Here is a 16,043-nt window from a genome sequence, read left to right on the forward strand (position 1 = left end):
GTTTTCCGATCCGATTTCCTCGGTGCTTTCCAGGTTCCCGCTTTCGCGTTTCCCTTTCCGGCGGTTCCGACTCTATCAGATCCTTTCGGGCCTGATTCCCAGTCAGCGGGAGTTGTCTTCACGGCCGTTGGGCCGTTCCGACGTCCCAAACCTTAGCGGATCCGCTCGGCAGTTCCCAATCGGGCCTGTCGAACCCAAATCGAATTGAATTCGGGCGCACCGAATTCATCCCGGTTGGGAGATCACACTGGTTGGTTTGGTGCCGCTTCAGCGGCGGAGGTGCTGTCGCAGAACCGTTACGGCTCCGCGGCAACCCGAAGAACTCTACGGATCTGCGGGTGGACTGTCAAGCATCCCCTCGGTGGCCCGTGGCCAAACCTCGGCCACCCCGCGTACGACCTCAGTCGAGGTCGCTGAGCCGGCCGCCGGCGTCCGGCTGGGCGTCCTCGACACGGCGCAGGAGTCGGGTCAGGACCTCACCGAGGACCGTGCGCTCCAGAGGAGAGAGGTCCTGGAGGAGATCCTCCTCGAAGACCGACGCGAGGCGCATGGCCTCCAGCCACTTCTCCCGGCCGTCGGGGGTGAGCTCGACGATGACACGGACCCGGTTGCTCTCGTCCCGCTCTCTCGTCACCAGGCCCTCGGCCACCATGCGGTCGATCCGGTGGGTCATGGCGGCCGGGGTGAGGCCGAGCCGCTTGGCGAGGTCGCTCGGGCCCATGCGGTACGGGGCACCGGAGAGGACGAGGGCCTTGAGGACCTCCCACTCCGCGTTGCTGATACCGAGCGCGGCGGTCTGGCGGCCGTAGGCGACGTTCATCCGGCGGTTGAGGCGGGAGAGCGCCGAGACGATCTTCTCGACCTGGGGGTCGAGGTCCTGGAACTCGCGCTGGTACGCGGCGATCTGCTCTTCGAGTGTCGGCTCGGCGGTGCCGTTGCTGCCCGGGGTGTCGCCCATGAGCCGCAGTATGGCACGCCCCCGCTTGGCATCGAAGTCCTTCGAGGTGTAGTGTTTAGGTTCTAAGTTTAGCTTCGAAGTCTTCACGTCTAACGCTTCCGGTGAGGGCTTCCCATACCTAGGCAGGTGAACGTGACCAGGGGGATGGGCGCAGCGATGCGCCGGATTCATGTGGGCAACGCGCTCGGCGCGTTCGGACTCGGCTTCACCGTCCCGTATCTGTACGTCTATGTGGCGCAGGTGCGGGATCTCGGTGCGACGACGGCGGGGCTCGTGCTCGCGATCTTCGCCGTGGCCGCGCTCGTGGTGCTGCCGTTCGCCGGACGGGCCATAGTTCGGCGCGGTCCGCTTCCGGTGCTGCTCGCCGCCCTGGTCATGGCTGCCGTCGGGTCTCTGAGCCTGGGGCTGGCCGCCGGTGCGATGAGCGTGCTGCTGTCGGCGGCTGCGCTCGGGGCCGGGCAGGCCGTGATGCAGCCGGCACTGGCGACGATGATCGTCGACTGCTCCGGTGTGGAGACGCGGTCGCGGGCCTTCGCGACGCAGTTCTTTCTGCAGAACCTAGGGCTCGGCGTCGGCGGGCTGATAGGCGGGCACCTCGTGGACGCCACGCGCGCGGCGTCCTTCACTCTGCTGTTCTCCATACAGGCGGCGATGTTCCTGTTGCTCGTCGGTGTGATGGCGACCATGCGGATGCCTCGGGCGCCGAAGATGGGGGACCTGCCGACGGGGGCGGCCAAGGGGAACTGGAAGCAGTTGCTCGGCAATCGGGCCATGGTGCAGCTGTCCGTGCTGGGCTTCGTGCTGTTCTTCGCCTGCTACGGGCAGTTCGAGTCGGGGCTGAGTGCGTACGGGGTCGAGGCGGCCGGGATATCGACGTCCGCGCTGGGCACGGCGCTGGCGGCGAACACCGCCGTGATCGTCATCGCGCAGTTCGTCGTACTGCGGTTCGTGGAGCGGCGTCGGCGTTCTCGGGTGATCGCGGCGGTCGGGCTGATCTGGGCCGTGGCGTGGGGTGTGGCCGGGGTCGCGGGGCTGGGGCAGGTGAGCCAGGCGATGGCCACGGCGGCGTTCGTGTCCACGTACGCGTTGTTCGGGCTGGGTGAGGCGATGCTGTCGCCGACGGTTGCTCCGCTGGTTGCGGATCTTGCGCCGGAGGGGATGGCGGGGCAGTACAACTCCGCGTTCGCGCTGGTCAAGCAGTTGGCGCTGGCTGTGGGGCCGGCGGTGGGCGGGCCCATGGGAGCGTCGTGGCATGTGGCGTATGTGGTGGTGTTTCTGGGGTTCTCCCTTGGGATCGTCGTGCTTGCGGTTCGGTTGGGGCGGGAGCTGACGGTGGGGCAGGATCTGCCGGGTTCCGGGCAGAGTCGGGTGGTTGCTCGGGGTGGGGCTTCGGGGGTCGGGTCCGCGGTGGCTCGGGCCTGACGCTTCTCGCCTCCGCCGCGCCTACCCGTCCCGTCCCGTCGGCCAGGGGCTGCCGCCCTTCGGCCCCGCTTCGGCGCCCGGTAGCCCGGGGTTGGGTGTTCTTCGGCGGGCAGCCTCCGCCGACGGCCCCCTGCGGCCCGCCCCTACGGCGTTGCGGGCGGTAGGGCGAACTCGCACCACACCGCCTTGCCGCCGCCGGGCGTGCGGCGGCTGCCCCAGTTGGAGGCGATGGTGGCGATGATGGAGATGCCTCGGCCGGACTCGTCGCCGGGTTCGGCTCTGCGGCGGCGGGGGAGGTGGTCGTTGCCGTCGGTGACCTCGACGATCAGGCGCCGGTCGGTGCGGCGCAGCCGCAGCCGCATGGGCGGGGTGCCGTGCTGGAGGGAGTTGGCGACCAGTTCGCTGGCGGCGAGGACACCCAGGTCGTGGAGGTCGGGCGGGAAGCGCCAGCTGGTCAGGACGCCGGAGGCGAACGCTCTGGCCCGGGGGGCCGCTTCCACGCCGCCGAGGAGTTCCAGGGCGGCGTTACGGAAGAGTTCGCCGTCGGGGCCGTTGCGGGACGGGTGCTGGAGGACGAGGACGGCGACGTCGTCGTCGTGGTCGGCGGTGACGCCGGTGGCGCGGACCAGGCGGTCGCAGATCACCTGGGGCGTGCCGGTGGCGCCGGCCAGGGCTCTTTCCAGCGCGGCGATGCCCTCGTCCAGGTCCTCGTCACGGCGTTCCACCAGGCCGTCCGTGTAGAGGACGGCTGTGGAGCCGGGGCCCAGAGGGATCGAGCCGGAGGCGTGCATCCAGCCGCCGGTGCCGAGCGGTGGGCCGATCGGTTCGTCGGCGCGCTGGACCGTGCCGTTCTCGTCGCGGACGAGGATCGGCAGGTGGCCGGCTGAGGCGTAGACGAGGCGGCCCTCGTTGGGGTCGTGGACGGCGTAGGCGCAGGTGGCGATCTGGTTGGCGTCGATCTCCATGGCGAGGCCGTCCAGGAGCTGGAGTACCTCGTGCGGGGGGAGGTCGAGGCGGGCGTAGGCGCGGACCGCCGTACGGAGTTGGCCCATCACGGCCGCGGCGCGTACGCCTCGGCCCATGACGTCGCCGATGACCAGGGCCGTGCGGCCGCCGCCGAGGGTGATGACGTCGTACCAGTCGCCGCCGACGGCGGTCTCCGTGCCGCCGGGGTGGTAGACGGCGGCGATGCGCAGGTCGTCCGGCTCCTCCAGCTCCTGCGGGAGGAGGGAGCGCTGGAGGGTGACGGCGGTTTCGCGCTGGCGGCGCTCGCTGGCGCGCAGGCGTTCGGCGGCCTCGGCGTGGTCGGTGACGTCGGCGGCGAAGATGAGGACACCGCCCTCGCCGGCCTCGGTGCCGCCGGGGACGTCGACCGGGGTGCAGGTGATCGTGTACGAGCGGCCGCCGGGGGCCTTGCGGGACTTGACCGTGCGGGGTCGGGAGCTGCGCAGGACCTGGTCGAGGAGCGGGAGCAGGCCGAGGGCTTCCAGCTCGGGGAGGGCCTCGCGGGCGGGTGCGCCCAGCGGGCGTAGGCCGAAGGCCGCGACGTAGGCGTCGTTGACGTAGGCGGTGCGGTGGTCGGGGCCGTGTACGAGGGCGACGAGGGCCGGGATGCGGTCGAGGATCTCGCGGGTGGGGAGGTCGTCGACGGCGGGCACGGGCAGGGTGTCGTCCGGTGGGTCGTCGCTCGGCCGTTCGGCGCGGGCCGCGGGCACGGCGCCCTCCCCCCGCCGGTCCGGGGTGACCGTGTGTTCGGTCCGCGCTGCGGCGCGGCGCTGCGTACCGGGGAGCCGGGCGCTCCAGCGCGTGAAGTTCACCGAATCCTTGCCTCGTGCCTCGTGGTGTTGTCTGCGGCCGGCTCCGGATCCGGCCGGTGGTCCGGGGGTGTGCTCCGGGGTGCAGCGGTGGGGGACGCCTGGTCGGGGGGTGGCGAGTGGGTGCGTCGGGGGTGCTTCGGGGGTGCTTCGTACGGTGCTTCGTCGCGTCCTGACCGGGCAGGAGGGTGGTTCCGCCCGGGATCATGGATCATGTCGCGGACCAGTCTGTCCGACCAGGCCGACATCCGTCAGACGTCGGCCTGAACGTTGGAGTTCCTGAATCCGGTCAGGACGACCCCTTCGGGTCCTCATGAGCCTTTCCACCGGCAGCCAGTTCGAACTCCGCACGAGGATGTTCGAGTGAGCCGAGGGAGACGATCTCCCGTTTGAACAGCCCGGCGAGGGTCCACTCGGCGAGCACGCGGGCCTTGCGGTTGAAGGTCGGTACCCGGCTGAGGTGGTAGACGCGGTGCATGAACCAGGCGGGGTAGCCCTTCAGCTTCCGGCCGTAGACGTGCGCCACTCCCTGGTGCAGTCCCAGGGAGGCGACGGAGCCGACGTATTTGTGCGCGTACGCCTCCAGCGGCCGGCCGCGCAACGAGCGGACGATGTTGTCGCCGAGCGTCTTGGCCTGGCGCACCGCGTGCTGGGCGTTGGGCGCGGTCTCCCTGCCCGGTTCGCTCGCGGTGATGTCGGGCACGGCGGCCGCGTCGCCGGCGGCCCACGCGTGCGAGACGCCCTCGACGGACAGCTCGGGAGTGCACTTCAGGCGCCCGCGCTCGTTCAGCGGGAGGTCCGTGGCGGCCAGGATCGGGTGCGGTTTCACACCGGCGGTCCAGACGACCGTACGAGTCGGGAAACGGGCCCCGTCGCTGAGGACGGCGACGCGGTCGGCGCACGATTCGAGGCGGGTGTGGAGGCGTACGTCGATGTTGCGGCGGCGCAGTTCGGTGACCGTGTAGCGGCCCATCTCCTCGCCGACCTCCGGGAGGATGCGGTCGGAGGCCTCCACGAGGATCCACTTCATGTCCTCGGGCTTGATGTTGTGGTAGTAGCGCGCGGTGTAGCGGGCCATGTCCTCCAGCTCGCCGAGCGCCTCCACTCCGGCGTAGCCGCCGCCCACGAAGACGAAGGTCAGGGCGGCGTCACGGATCGCGGGGTCGCGGGTGGAGGAGGCGATGTCCATCTGCTCGATGACATGGTTGCGCAGGCCGATGGCCTCCTCGACGGTCTTGAAGCCGATGCCGTAGTCGGCGAGACCCGGGACGGGCAGGGTGCGCGAGATCGAGCCGGGCGCGAGGACGAGCTCGTCGTACGTCAGCTGCTCGGCGCTCGATCCCTCCTCCTCGGTGGCGAGGGTGGTGAGGGTCGCGACGCGTTTGGCGTGGTTGATCTCGGTGGCCTCGCCGATGACGACCTTGCACTGGCTCAGGACACGGCGCAGGGGGACGACGACATGGCGGGGCGAGATGGAGCCCGCGGCGGCCTCCGGAAGGAAGGGTTGATACGTCATATAAGGGTCGGGGGACACCACGACGATCTCGATGTCGCCGCTGCTCAGTTCCCGCTTCAGCTGCCGCTGCAGACGCAGCGCGGTGTACAGCCCGACGTAGCCGCCGCCGACGATGAGGATGCGCATCCGTTCCTTCACCATCCCATGACGCACCTCTCTCGCTGGTTTGTCCACAGCCCCGGCAATTTGTGTGACCGGTCGCCGCGGGGGCGCGGGGTTGGCCGATTCACCGGAGTGAGAGGCAGGTGCGCAGGTCAGATGGTGTGAGCCCGGTGCCGCTAGGGGGCGCAAAAGGTACCTAAACCGTCCGTACTCCGATCGAGGGGCGCTCCGTGCGGAACGTGCCCCTTCTGAATTGACTCCCTCTCAACTATGTTCGTGTGTCGACGGGGTGCACGGGGGATGCGTTCAAGGGATGCGGTCGGGTTCAGGCTCCCGGCCGTGGAGGACCACGAACGCTCGTTCCGCCGCTCCGGCTTCCGATGACGGGGAGAGTCTCCGGGGGGAGACGTCATTACCGGGGGAACACATATGCATATTCAGGACTCTCATTGGTCGTCCGCCTCCGCTCTCGCGCCCAGCGGCGCGATCGGCACGGCGGGCGGCAACGGACGCGGGGACGGGTCGCGGTCGACCCCGCTCCGCGTGGACGCACAGCGCAACCTCGAGCACGTGCTGCGCGCGGCGCGCGAGGTCTTCGGCGAGCTGGGCTACGGCGCGCCGATGGAGGACGTCGCCCGCCGTGCGCGGGTCGGCGTGGGCACGGTGTACCGGCGCTTCCCGAGCAAGGACGTCCTGGTCCGGCGCATAGCCGAGGAGGAGACGTCCCGGCTCACCGACCAGGCACGGGTGGCGCTCGGGCAGGAGGAGGACCCGTGGTCGGCGCTGTCGCGCTTCCTGCGGACGTCGGTGGCCTCGGGTGCCGGGCGGCTGCTGCCGCCGCAGGTGCTGCGGGTCGGGGTCGCGGAGGACGGGACCGAGGGCGGGGCCGGCGGGCTCGTCGACGAGCACCGGGTGCCGCAGCAGCGGGTCCAGTCGGCGGGGGCCGAGTTGCGGCTGGTGGCGCCGGACGCGTCGGCGGTACCGGTGGGTTCCGGGCCTGCTGACGACGCCGGGGCCGCGGCGCTGCTGGAGGTCGTGGGGCAGCTGGTGGAACGGGCTCGGGCGGCGGGTGAGCTGCGGGAGGACGTGACCGTGGCCGATGTGCTGCTGGTGATCGCCACGGCGGCGCCGTCCCTGCCGGACGCGGCGCAGCAGGCCGCGGCTTCGGCTCGGTTGCTGGACATCTTGCTGGAGGGCCTTCGGTCTCGGCCGGCTTGAGCCTGACGGGGCGGTTCGCCACCTCTTGGGGGCGGTGTGGGGCTCTTCGCCCCCGCCGCCCCCTTCCGTTCCCCTGCCCGTTCCCCTTCCGGTTTCCCGTCACCTGGGGGCGTGCCCCTGCGGCCCCCGTTCCTGTCCGCGCCCCTGCCGGGGCGCACCAGGGACTGGGGGGACGCTCGGACGGGTGATATGCCGTTCGGAGCGGGGGTCGAAGAAAAGCCAATATGGCAGGGTGACTCGGTGTCAGGGACTGGGTCGGCAGGCGGCGGGGGCTTCCGCGATGGGTGTTGGCGGGCGGGACGAGTCGCTGGGTGAGGGTGGCGGGATTCCGGGGGCGCGGGCGGGTTGGCGGGGCCGGCCTCAGGTGCCCGGCCAGGGGGGTCGTGGTGAGGTTCCGGCGCAGCGGGAGCGGCACGACTCGGGGGTGTCGCCGCCTCCCCGGGAGCGGGACACCGAACGGGTGCCGTCCGACGTCGATCTCATCGAACGGATGCGGGCGGGCCAGGACTCGGCGTACGAGGAGCTGTACCGGCGTCATGCCGAGGCCGTGCGCCGGTACGCCCGCACCTGCTGCCGGGACGCCCATACCGCCGACGATCTGACGGCCGAGGTCTTCGCCCGGATGCTCCAGGCCGTACGCGGGGGCGCCGGGCCCGAGCACGCCGCACGGGCCTATCTGCTCACCTCGGTGCGGCGGGTCGCCGCGGGCTGGACGACCTCCGCGCGACGGGAGCACCTGGTCGACGACTTCGCGGTCTTCGCGGCGCAGGCGGCGCGCGGCACGGAGGCCTCGGACCACGGCACCGTCGCCCCCGGCGCGGACGTCCGGGCGATGCGCGAGGCCGAGCGGTCGATGGCGATGCGGGCCTTCCGGTCGCTGCCCGAGCGGTGGCAGGCCGTGCTGTGGCACACGGAGGTCGAGGACGAGTCGCCGGGTGAGGTGGCGGTGCTCTTCGGGCTGGACGCCAACGGGACCCGGGTCCTCGCCAGCCGGGCACGGGAAGGGCTCAAGCAGGCGTACCTCCAGGCCCATGTGAGTGCCTCACTCGCCGGCGGCTCGGCCGAGTGCGGGCGCCATGCGGAGCGGCTCGGCGCGTACGCCCGCGGCACACTGCGGAAACGGGCCGAGCGGGGGCTGCGCAAGCACCTGGAGGAGTGCGCGGCGTGCCGGGCGGCTGCCTGGCAGATCAAGGAAGTCGCCGGTGGGATCCCGGCGGTCGTACCGCTCGCGGTCATCGGGTGGCTCGGGCCCGCCGGGTACGCCAAGGCCGCCGCGATCGTCGCCGGGGGCGCGGGCGCGGGTGCGGGCGCGGCCTCGGCGACGAGCGGGGGGTCGGGTGCAGCGGGGGCCGGCGGAGGGGCCGCGAAGGAAGGGCTCGGCGCGCCCGCGAAGGCCGGTATCGCGGTGGGCGTCGCCGGGCTGGCCGCCGCGGCGGTGGCGCTCGCGCTGGCGGGTCACGAGGGCCCGGACAGGGAGCCGTTGGCCGAGCCGCCCCCCTCGCGGGCCGCGGAGGTCTCCCCCGAGCCGGCGCCGTCGAAGCCTCCGGCGGAGGAGCCCGGGTCCGGAGCGCCACCGGCCGGGGCGCCCCTGGCCGAGGCACCCCTGGCCAAGGCGCCTCTGACCAAGGCTTCCGCACCGCCCCCTGCGCCGCCGGACCCGTCCAGGTCTCCCTCGCCGCCCTTGACGGCCCGGCCCACCCCGGCGCCGACCCACACGTCGGCCCCTTCGCCGCCCGAGCAGTCGCCCACGCCCCCTCCCCCGCCGACGTCCGTGCCCGCTCCGCCGGTCGAGCACCCGCCGCGCGAGCAGCGGCACGATCTCCTCGGTGACGGCACCGGGATCGAGCTGCGGCTCGGCGGGAGCGGCTGGGTCTGGCAGCGGTACGGGGGGTCGGTCGCGGAGAAGCGGGAGGCGCGCGGGGTGACGGTCCACGCCCGCTCCTCGGTCGCCGGCGTTATCAACCGCCGGTGCACGTCGTACGACGCCCACGTGGGCTTCGACGTGACGCTCGGCCACGGCAAGGCGCGTTTCTCCGTCCACGGCGGTGCGGCGCGGCCGTGGAAGTCGGGGCTGGTCGACGGCGGGGACGCGCGGTTCAGCTGCGAGTAGGGGACCGGGAGCGGGCGGGGACGCCGCGGCTCCCGGGCGGTCGTTCCAGAACCCAAGCAGGGTCCGGAGGCATCAGAGCGTTTCGGGGGACTGCGTCAGGTCGTCGAGGGCCGTGAGCGGGGAGTGGGACCTGCCCCGGTCGGCCTCGGCCTCGTAGCGGGGGCCGCCGAGGGCGGTACGGGCGGCGGTCCGGATCCGTTCGTGTTCGTCGTGTTCCGGGTGCGGGCAAGGGTCGTCGCCGCGCCAGCGGGTCGCGGCGGTGAGCAGGCGTACGGCGCGTGCGTGGTCGCCCAGCCGGGACAGTGCGGTCGCCGTGCTGTCGGCCAGGGCCGCGATGACCGTCTCGGCGCAGCGGTTGTCCACCGCGGTCCGCAGGGCTTCGGTGAGCCTGCGCAGCCCCGCCGCCGGGCCCGACTCGGCGGTTGTCAGTTGACCGTCGACCAGGTCCAGGAAGGCCTTGAACTGCGGCGGCGGTGTGCCGCGACGGGTCTCGTCGTGGGCCGACCGCCACAGTTCGCGGGCGTGGACGTGATCGCCGTCGTCCAGGGCCATACGCGCGCGGAGCAGACCGGCGAAGACACGGGAGTCCGGGACGCCGAAGCGGTCGGCGGCCGTGGTGGCCTCGTCCAGGGCGGCCAGGGCCGCCTCGCGGTCACCGGAGCGGTAGGCGATCTCGCCGAGGCGGGCGATCAGGAACGGTGACTCGGCGTTCGCGCCCACCTCGTACGCGAGCCGCAGCGCCTCCTCGTACTCGCCCTTCGCCTCGGTGAGACGGCCGCGGGCCATCGCCGCCTCACCCGCCGCGCTGCGCACCTGGGCGCGCATCCAGCGGTCGCCCACGCGGTCGGCCGTCGCGCGGAGTTCGCTGAGGTCGTCCTCGACGCCGAGCATGTTGCCGGAGGAGTCGACGAGCATGTGGGTGCGGAGCATGAGCGTGAAGCCGAGTTCCCAGTCACCGCCGTGTTCGCGGCAGTTGGTGACCGCCTCGTCCATCATGGCGCGGATGTCGACCGTGGCGGCGCCTTCCAGCATGTACGCGGTGAGGGGCCAGACCAGGCCGGGGAAGCGGGCGGCGGCGGGGCCGGGGTGGCCGGACAGGGCTCTGAGGCGGGCGACGTAGGCGCGGGCGTGGGGGTCGTTCGGCACGCCGATGGGGCCGGACTGCGCGATCAGGGCCAGGTGGAGGAGGCGCAGGGCCATGCGGGGATGGTGGCGAGGGTGCCGGGCGGGGTCGGGGTCGGCGAGGAAGGCGGTGACGGGGTCGGCGGCCTCTGCTCCGCCGTCGCACCGGTCCTCCCCTCCCACGGCGCCGGCTTCCGTGGCCGCGGTCGGAGGGGCATGGCGTGCCGCGCGGTGCTCCGCGCCTGTGTGCGGGCGGTGGGGTCGCGCTGCTTCGTCCAGGGTGATGCCCAGGCGGAGGATGCCGTCCACCCAGTGGGCGCCCTCCTGGCGGAAGTTGCGGAGCCACCAGAACCAGCCCATGGAGAGGGCGAGGTGGGTGGCGGTGGGTTCGTCGGCGGCGGTGAGGGCCCGGTGGAGCGCGGCCCGGATGTTGTCCAGGTCGGTCTCCAGGCGGTGGATCCAGGGGAGCTGGTCGGCGGAGCGCAGACGGGGCTCGGCCTCGGCGAGGAGGGCGCGGACCCAGGCGGTGTGGCGGAGTTCGGCCGCGGCGCGAAGCGCGGGGGTCTCGGCGGCACGTTCCGTGGCGTACTCGTGGATCGTCTCCAGCATGCGGTAGCGCATGACGCGGGTGTCGTGCTCGTACGGCGTGGCGAGGACCAGGGACTTGTCGACCAGCGCGCCGAGGACGTCGGCGACCGCGGCGCCGCCCGTGCAGACCTCCTCCGCCGCCCCGAGGTCCCAGCCGCCGGCGAACACCGACACCTCGCGCAGCACGGTGCGTTCGGACTCGTCCAGCAGGTCCCAGGACCAGTCGACGACGGCTCGCAGGGTCTGCTGGCGCGGCAGAGCCGTGCGGCTTCCCGAGGTGAGGAGACGGAAGCGGTCGTCCAGGCGGTCGGCGATCTGGCGGGGCGTGAGCAGTCGCAGCCGGGCGGCCGCCAACTCGATGGCCAGGGGTAGGCCGTCCAGTCGGTGGCAGATCTCGTCCACGGCTTCCGGGTCGGCCCGCAGCACGGTGTCCGCGTCGGGGCGTGCGGAGGCGGCCCGGTCCGCGAACAGGTGGTGGGCGGGGGCGGGGAGGAGGGGCTCGACCGGGCGAACGGTCTCGCCCGGTACGCCCAGGGGTTCCCGGCTGGTGGCGAGGACCGTCACGCCGGGACAGCGGGTGAGGAGTGTCTCCGCCAGCTCCGCGGCAGCCTCGATCACGTGTTCGCAGTTGTCGAGGACCAGGAGCAGGTCGCGCTGGGCGCAGTGCTCCACCAGGAGGGCGACCGGGTCGTCCTGCGGTGCCCCCGGCTCATGGGTGAGCAGGGCCGTCTCGCGCAGGTCGAGGGCGCTGACCACCGCCCCCGGCACCGCTTCCGGCCGGTCGAGCGGGGCCAGCTCCGCCAGCCATGCCCGGGGGTGGGCGGCGGCGGCCTCCTCGGCGAGACGGGTCTTTCCGGAGCCGCCGGGTCCGGTGAGGGTGACCAGGCGGGTGCTGCGCAGGTCGGTGCGGATGGCCTCCAGTTCGCGCTCCCGGCCCACGAAGGAGGTCAGGCGGGGGCGGATGTTGCCGGTTCTGGAGTGGGGGGTCGAGGGCCGCGGAGTCGCGGGGCGTCCGGCCCCGGAGTGGTCGCCCGCGGAGCCGTGGCTCGGGGAAGAGCTGGGGCGGGAGCCGTTCGACGGGGAGCGGCCCGCCTCCGGGTCGAGCAGGACGGCGTGAAGAGTGCGCAGGTCGCGGCCGGGATCCGTGCCCAGGGTGTCCCTCAGGGACCGGCGTACCTTCTCGTAGGCCGTCAGGGCCTCCGCCGTGCGGCCCGCCTCGTGCAGGGCGCGGATCAGGAGGGCGTGCAGGGGCTCGTCGTAGGGGTGCGTCGCCGTGAGTTCCCGGAGTTCCGGTAGGAGGTCGGGAGCGCGGCCGAGCCGGAGGTCCGCCTCGATCCGGGTGCGGGTCGCCTCCGCGTGGAGGGCCTCGGGGCGGGCGGCGGCGGTGCGGTCGGGGAGGTCGGCCAGCGCCGGGCCGCGCCAGAGGGACAGTGCCTCGCGGAGCGTGGTGGCCGCGGCGGCCGGGTCGTCCTGGGCGAGGGCCGCCTGGGCGTCCTTCAGCAGGTGCTCGAAGGCGTGGAGGTCCACGGTGGCGGGGGTGGTGGCCAGGCGGTAGGCGCCCGGCTCCGAGGTGATCGTGTGCCGGCCGAGGGCTCGGCGCAGACGGGCGACGAGGGCCTGGAGGGCGGCGGGGGCGTCCTCGGGCGGGGTGGCCGCCCAGATGTCGTCGATGAGGACGGGGACGGGCACGGGGCGGCCGGGGCGGAGGGCCAGGGCCGTGAGGAGTGCGCGGAGTCTGGGGCCGCCGAGGGGCATGGGGGTGCCCTGGTCGTCCTCCGCACGGGCGGGCCCCAGGATCGCGTAGCGCACCGGGCCATTGTCGCCGGGGTGGGCGGGGGCTTTCCCGCCGCCACCGCCCCTGCACGTCCGCTTCCCTCCGGAGCGCGCCGCCGCGGTTCCCCTCCGGAGCGCGCCGCCGCGGTCAGTTCACCGTCACGGTGTCGCCGTACGCCGTCGCCCCGCTCGTCGTGGACGTGGAGGTGGCCTTCCAGCGCCAGGTGCCGGAGGTGCCTGCGGTGACAGTGGTACGGAGTTTGCCGCCGGAGTCGGTGGTGACGGTCTTGACCGTGGTGTACGTGGACGTGCCGGACCTCTTGAACTGGAGGGCCACGGAGCGGCCTGCGTGGGCGGCGTAGGTGTTGGTGTTCCAGTCGGCCCGGGTCAGGGCGCCGGTGACGGTGAGCTTGGCGCCCTTGGCCACCGGCTCGGGGCCGGCCTGGGTGGAGGCGAGCTTGGCGAGGCGCTTCACCTGGAACGTGGCGCTGGTCTCCAGGTCGTAGAAGTCGCTGTCCTTGGCGACGGCCTCGGCGGTGAAGCGCCAGGTGCCGGCCGAGCTGTTCTTCAGGTCGTAGTAGTCGGTGCGGTCGGGGTCGAGGGTGAACCGGAACACGCACTTCATGGTGGTGGAGGTGGGCCGCGTGCAGTCGGCGGCCTGGGCGTGGACGATCCGGTCGTCGGAGCTGACCAGCTTGGCGCCGAGGATGCCCTGCATGCCCGACCCGTCCTTGGCGGTGGCGACGACGGTGACCGTCCGGGCCGCGCTGACGCCCACAGTGAAGGTCTTCTTGCTGAAGGCCACCGAGGTGAAGACCGTGTCGCCCTTCGCGGTGTCCGCGTGGGCCGCGGCGGGGGCGAGCAGCGAGAGCAGCACCGAGGTGCCGAGGGTGGCGGCCGCGGCCGTACGTGTACGCATGGTTCTCCAGGCACAAGGGTCACGGGCACCTCGTGTGTGCCCTGCGTCGGGGGGCGCGTACGTGCACGTGAGGTGCCGGGGAGCCGGACGTCTGTCCGATCGCGAAGGAGACCGCCGACGGGCCCGGTTGGTTGCACACGTCCGGATGTTGGGATTCCGCTTCGCCGCCCGGGCCTCAGATCCCGGCCGCCTTCCCCAAGGGTTGTCCCGTGATCCCCGGTGGATCAGCGCGCGACGCCGGGGCCACGGGACACCCTTACGCCCGTCGTGCCGTCGCCCCCGCGCCCAGGGCGCCCTGCTGGGGGGTGATCCCGGCGGGCACGGCGCGCTGCCTGGCCGGGGTGCCCGTCCAGCAGGTGCCCCGGCGGGAGAGGAGGCGGCGCAGCCAGAGTTCCAGTGAGACGAGGTCGGCGAGGCCGTCCAGGGGCAGGGGCTCGCCCGCGGCGGCCGCGCGGAGCGCCTTGCGGACCACGCGGGCCTCCACCAGGCCGGCCTGTGCGAGGAGCGGTGTGTCGAAGAGGCTGATCAGTGTGTCGGCGGCGGCGCGCAGGCCGGTGCGGGCCGCGGCGGCGGAGGCGGCGTGGGAGGGGGCGCCCCAGCCGGGCGGGAGGCCGGTGACGCCGGCGCCCTCCAGGACCGTGCGGAGGATGGCGGCGCGGGCGCCGGGCTGGACGCGCAGCGCCTCGGGGAGGGCTCGGCAGGCGCGGACCACCTGGTTGTCGAGGAACGGGGTGTGCAGGCGCTGGGAGCGGATCTCGGCGGCCTGTTCGAGTACGCGGAGGTCGGCGGCGTGGCGGGCCAGGGCCGCGCGGGCCCGGAAGTCGCCGGGCCGCTGGCCCGGACCCACGCTGGGGCGGCCCGACACGGCACCCAGGCGAATCGATACTTCGGCCAGGGCCTCACCCGTCAGCCAGCGGGCGGCGGGCCCGGGTCTCGCCCAGGTCAGCGCGGCGAGCGAGGCCCCCACGGCACCGCCGGGTTCCTCGAAGCGGCGGCGCATCAGACGGTCGGCCAGGATGTCCACACCGGCGCGGTAGGGGGTGCGGGCCAGTTTCCGGGCGGCGCCGTACACGCGCGCGGGGACCATCACCGAGCCGTCCGCCCTGGCGAGGGCGGCGACCGGGCGGACGAGGTGGCGGCGCTTGCGGTCCATCAGCAGGTCGGCCAGGCGGGCGGGATGGGCGTCCAGGACCTGGCGGGCGCCGTAGCCGGTGAAGTGGTCGGCGCTGCCGGCGGCGAGCCGGGCGCGGTGGCGGGCCGCCATGACGAGGGAGGGGCCCGGTTCGTCGGTCAGCGGGACGTCGAGGTCCGCGTACGGGAGGACGTCCTCACCGCCGGTCACGACGACGTGGTGGAGCCGGGGGTTGGCGGCCAGGGTGCCCGCGCGTTCCAGTTCGGCTTCACGGCCCGAGGTCGCCAGGTCGTTGAAGGTGACGGCGAGGAGGCGTTCGCCGGCGCCCGCGCCGTGGCCCAGGACCGTGCCGGGGGCGCCGGGCAGGCCGGCGGCGAGGAGGGCGAGCGTGCCCGAGGCGGGGCCGCCGGAGAGGTCGGCGCCGATGCCGGGGACCGGCATGCCGCGGGCGGCGCGGCGCTCCGCGGGGCCCATTCCGGGCACCGGGCCCGGATCGACGTCGGGGACGTGGCGCGGAGCCGACAGGCGTGTGCGTACTGCTTCTACGAGCGCGTCCCTCACCGCGTCCACCGCGCCGGCCGGGTCGGCCGCGGGTGCGGCGACGGCGAGCGACGCGACGGGCTCGTAGCCGGCGATCTCACGCGCCCCGGCGCGCAGGATGAGCGCATGCCCCGGGGGAATGCGGCGCACGCCGTCGTACGGCGTGGAGTCATGGAGGGCGTCCGGTACGTCGGGGGCGGCGAGCAGGGCCGCGAGGTGCCCGACGTCCAGGTCGGCCTCGACGAGGTCGGCCAGCGGCAGGGCGGCCGTGGCGTAGGCGGTGCCGCCGGCCCAGGGCGTGTGGAAGACGGGGCGCGCGCCCGCGAGGTCACCGCAGACGGTCACCCGGCGGCCGACCTGGACGACGGCCGTGTAGCTGCCGGGCCAGGCGGTGAGATGGCGCAGGGCTCCGCCGCGGGCGGCGAAGAGGCCCACGCGCAGCTGCTCGTCGGTTGCCCCGCAGATGCCGAGGACGGCGATCCTGGTCTGGGCGTCGGCCTGCACGACGCGCACCTCGTCCGGGCGCCAGTCGCCGACGGCCCACAGCGGATCGGGGTCGCCCCACAGCGGGTGGGAGCCGACCGGATGCACGGCCTCGCCGTCCGGGCCGGCGGCTCCGGCGGAGCCGAGGGCGCGGGAGCCAGCGGCGGCACTGCTCCATCCCACCAACCACCGCATCGACGCCTCCACAGACTGTGGACAACCAGTGCACCGTACGAACGGCACCCATGCTGCCACGAAGGAGGCTTGGTGGAGGGCGTGCGGAGCGGCTTGCGCACCGGTGAGTGCGCCCCTGAGGAGCCTTGAGTGCTCCCCCGTCACACCGTCG

At 73.5% G+C, this 16,043-nt stretch carries 9 protein-coding genes; 3 read left to right on the top strand and 6 right to left on the bottom strand.

Going from position 1 to position 16,043, the window contains the following annotated elements:
• Positions 1-400: 400 nt before the first annotated feature.
• The gene (locus tag AC067N_RS13985) at positions 401-958 is read right to left on the bottom strand and encodes a MarR family winged helix-turn-helix transcriptional regulator (RefSeq protein ID WP_478679140.1); all 558 of its coding nucleotides are present in this window, start codon (positions 956-958) and stop codon (positions 401-403) included.
• A gap of 144 nt (positions 959-1,102) precedes the next feature.
• Between AC067N_RS13985 and AC067N_RS13990 the strand changes: the two genes are divergently transcribed.
• Positions 1,103-2,380 carry an MFS transporter gene (locus tag AC067N_RS13990; RefSeq protein WP_478679508.1) on the top strand — a complete coding sequence of 426 codons (1,278 nt, stop codon included), beginning with the start codon at positions 1,103-1,105 and terminating at the stop codon, positions 2,378-2,380.
• Between the two features lie 143 nt (positions 2,381-2,523).
• Here the strand turns inward: AC067N_RS13990 and AC067N_RS13995 are convergent, their stop codons facing one another.
• Together AC067N_RS13995 and AC067N_RS14000 are read right to left on the bottom strand one after the other, a co-directional pair.
• Positions 2,524-4,197 carry an ATP-binding SpoIIE family protein phosphatase gene (locus AC067N_RS13995; protein ID WP_478679141.1) on the bottom strand — a complete coding sequence of 558 codons (1,674 nt, stop codon included), beginning with the start codon at positions 4,195-4,197 and terminating at the stop codon, positions 2,524-2,526.
• A gap of 286 nt (positions 4,198-4,483) precedes the next feature.
• Positions 4,484-5,851 carry an NAD(P)/FAD-dependent oxidoreductase gene (locus AC067N_RS14000; protein ID WP_478679142.1) on the bottom strand — a complete coding sequence of 456 codons (1,368 nt, stop codon included), beginning with the start codon at positions 5,849-5,851 and terminating at the stop codon, positions 4,484-4,486.
• A 390-nt stretch (positions 5,852-6,241) separates the two neighbouring features.
• Here AC067N_RS14000 and AC067N_RS14005 point away from each other — a divergent pair, with 390 nt between their 5' ends.
• Positions 6,242-7,030, top strand: coding sequence for a TetR/AcrR family transcriptional regulator (locus tag AC067N_RS14005; protein ID WP_478679143.1), 789 nt, complete (start codon positions 6,242-6,244; stop codon positions 7,028-7,030).
• A 280-nt stretch (positions 7,031-7,310) separates the two neighbouring features.
• Positions 7,311-9,140 carry a sigma-70 family RNA polymerase sigma factor gene (locus AC067N_RS14010; RefSeq protein ID WP_478679144.1) on the top strand — a complete coding sequence of 610 codons (1,830 nt, stop codon included), beginning with the start codon at positions 7,311-7,313 and terminating at the stop codon, positions 9,138-9,140.
• 72 nt (positions 9,141-9,212) lie between these two features.
• Here the strand turns inward: AC067N_RS14010 and AC067N_RS14015 are convergent, their stop codons facing one another.
• The 3 genes from AC067N_RS14015 to AC067N_RS14025 form a co-directional block, all read right to left on the bottom strand.
• Positions 9,213-12,659, bottom strand: a complete 3,447-nt coding sequence (locus AC067N_RS14015) for an AfsR/SARP family transcriptional regulator (protein WP_478679145.1) — start codon at positions 12,657-12,659, stop codon at positions 9,213-9,215.
• A gap of 112 nt (positions 12,660-12,771) precedes the next feature.
• Entirely contained in the window at positions 12,772-13,542 is a 771-nt protein-coding gene (locus AC067N_RS14020; RefSeq protein ID WP_478679146.1) for a calcium-binding protein, read from the bottom strand.
• A gap of 256 nt (positions 13,543-13,798) precedes the next feature.
• Positions 13,799-15,892 carry an asparagine synthase-related protein gene (locus AC067N_RS14025; protein WP_478679147.1) on the bottom strand — a complete coding sequence of 698 codons (2,094 nt, stop codon included), beginning with the start codon at positions 15,890-15,892 and terminating at the stop codon, positions 13,799-13,801.
• Between the last annotated feature and the right edge of the window lie 151 nt (positions 15,893-16,043).

The organism is Streptomyces sp. NPDC042364 (assembly GCF_056437585.1).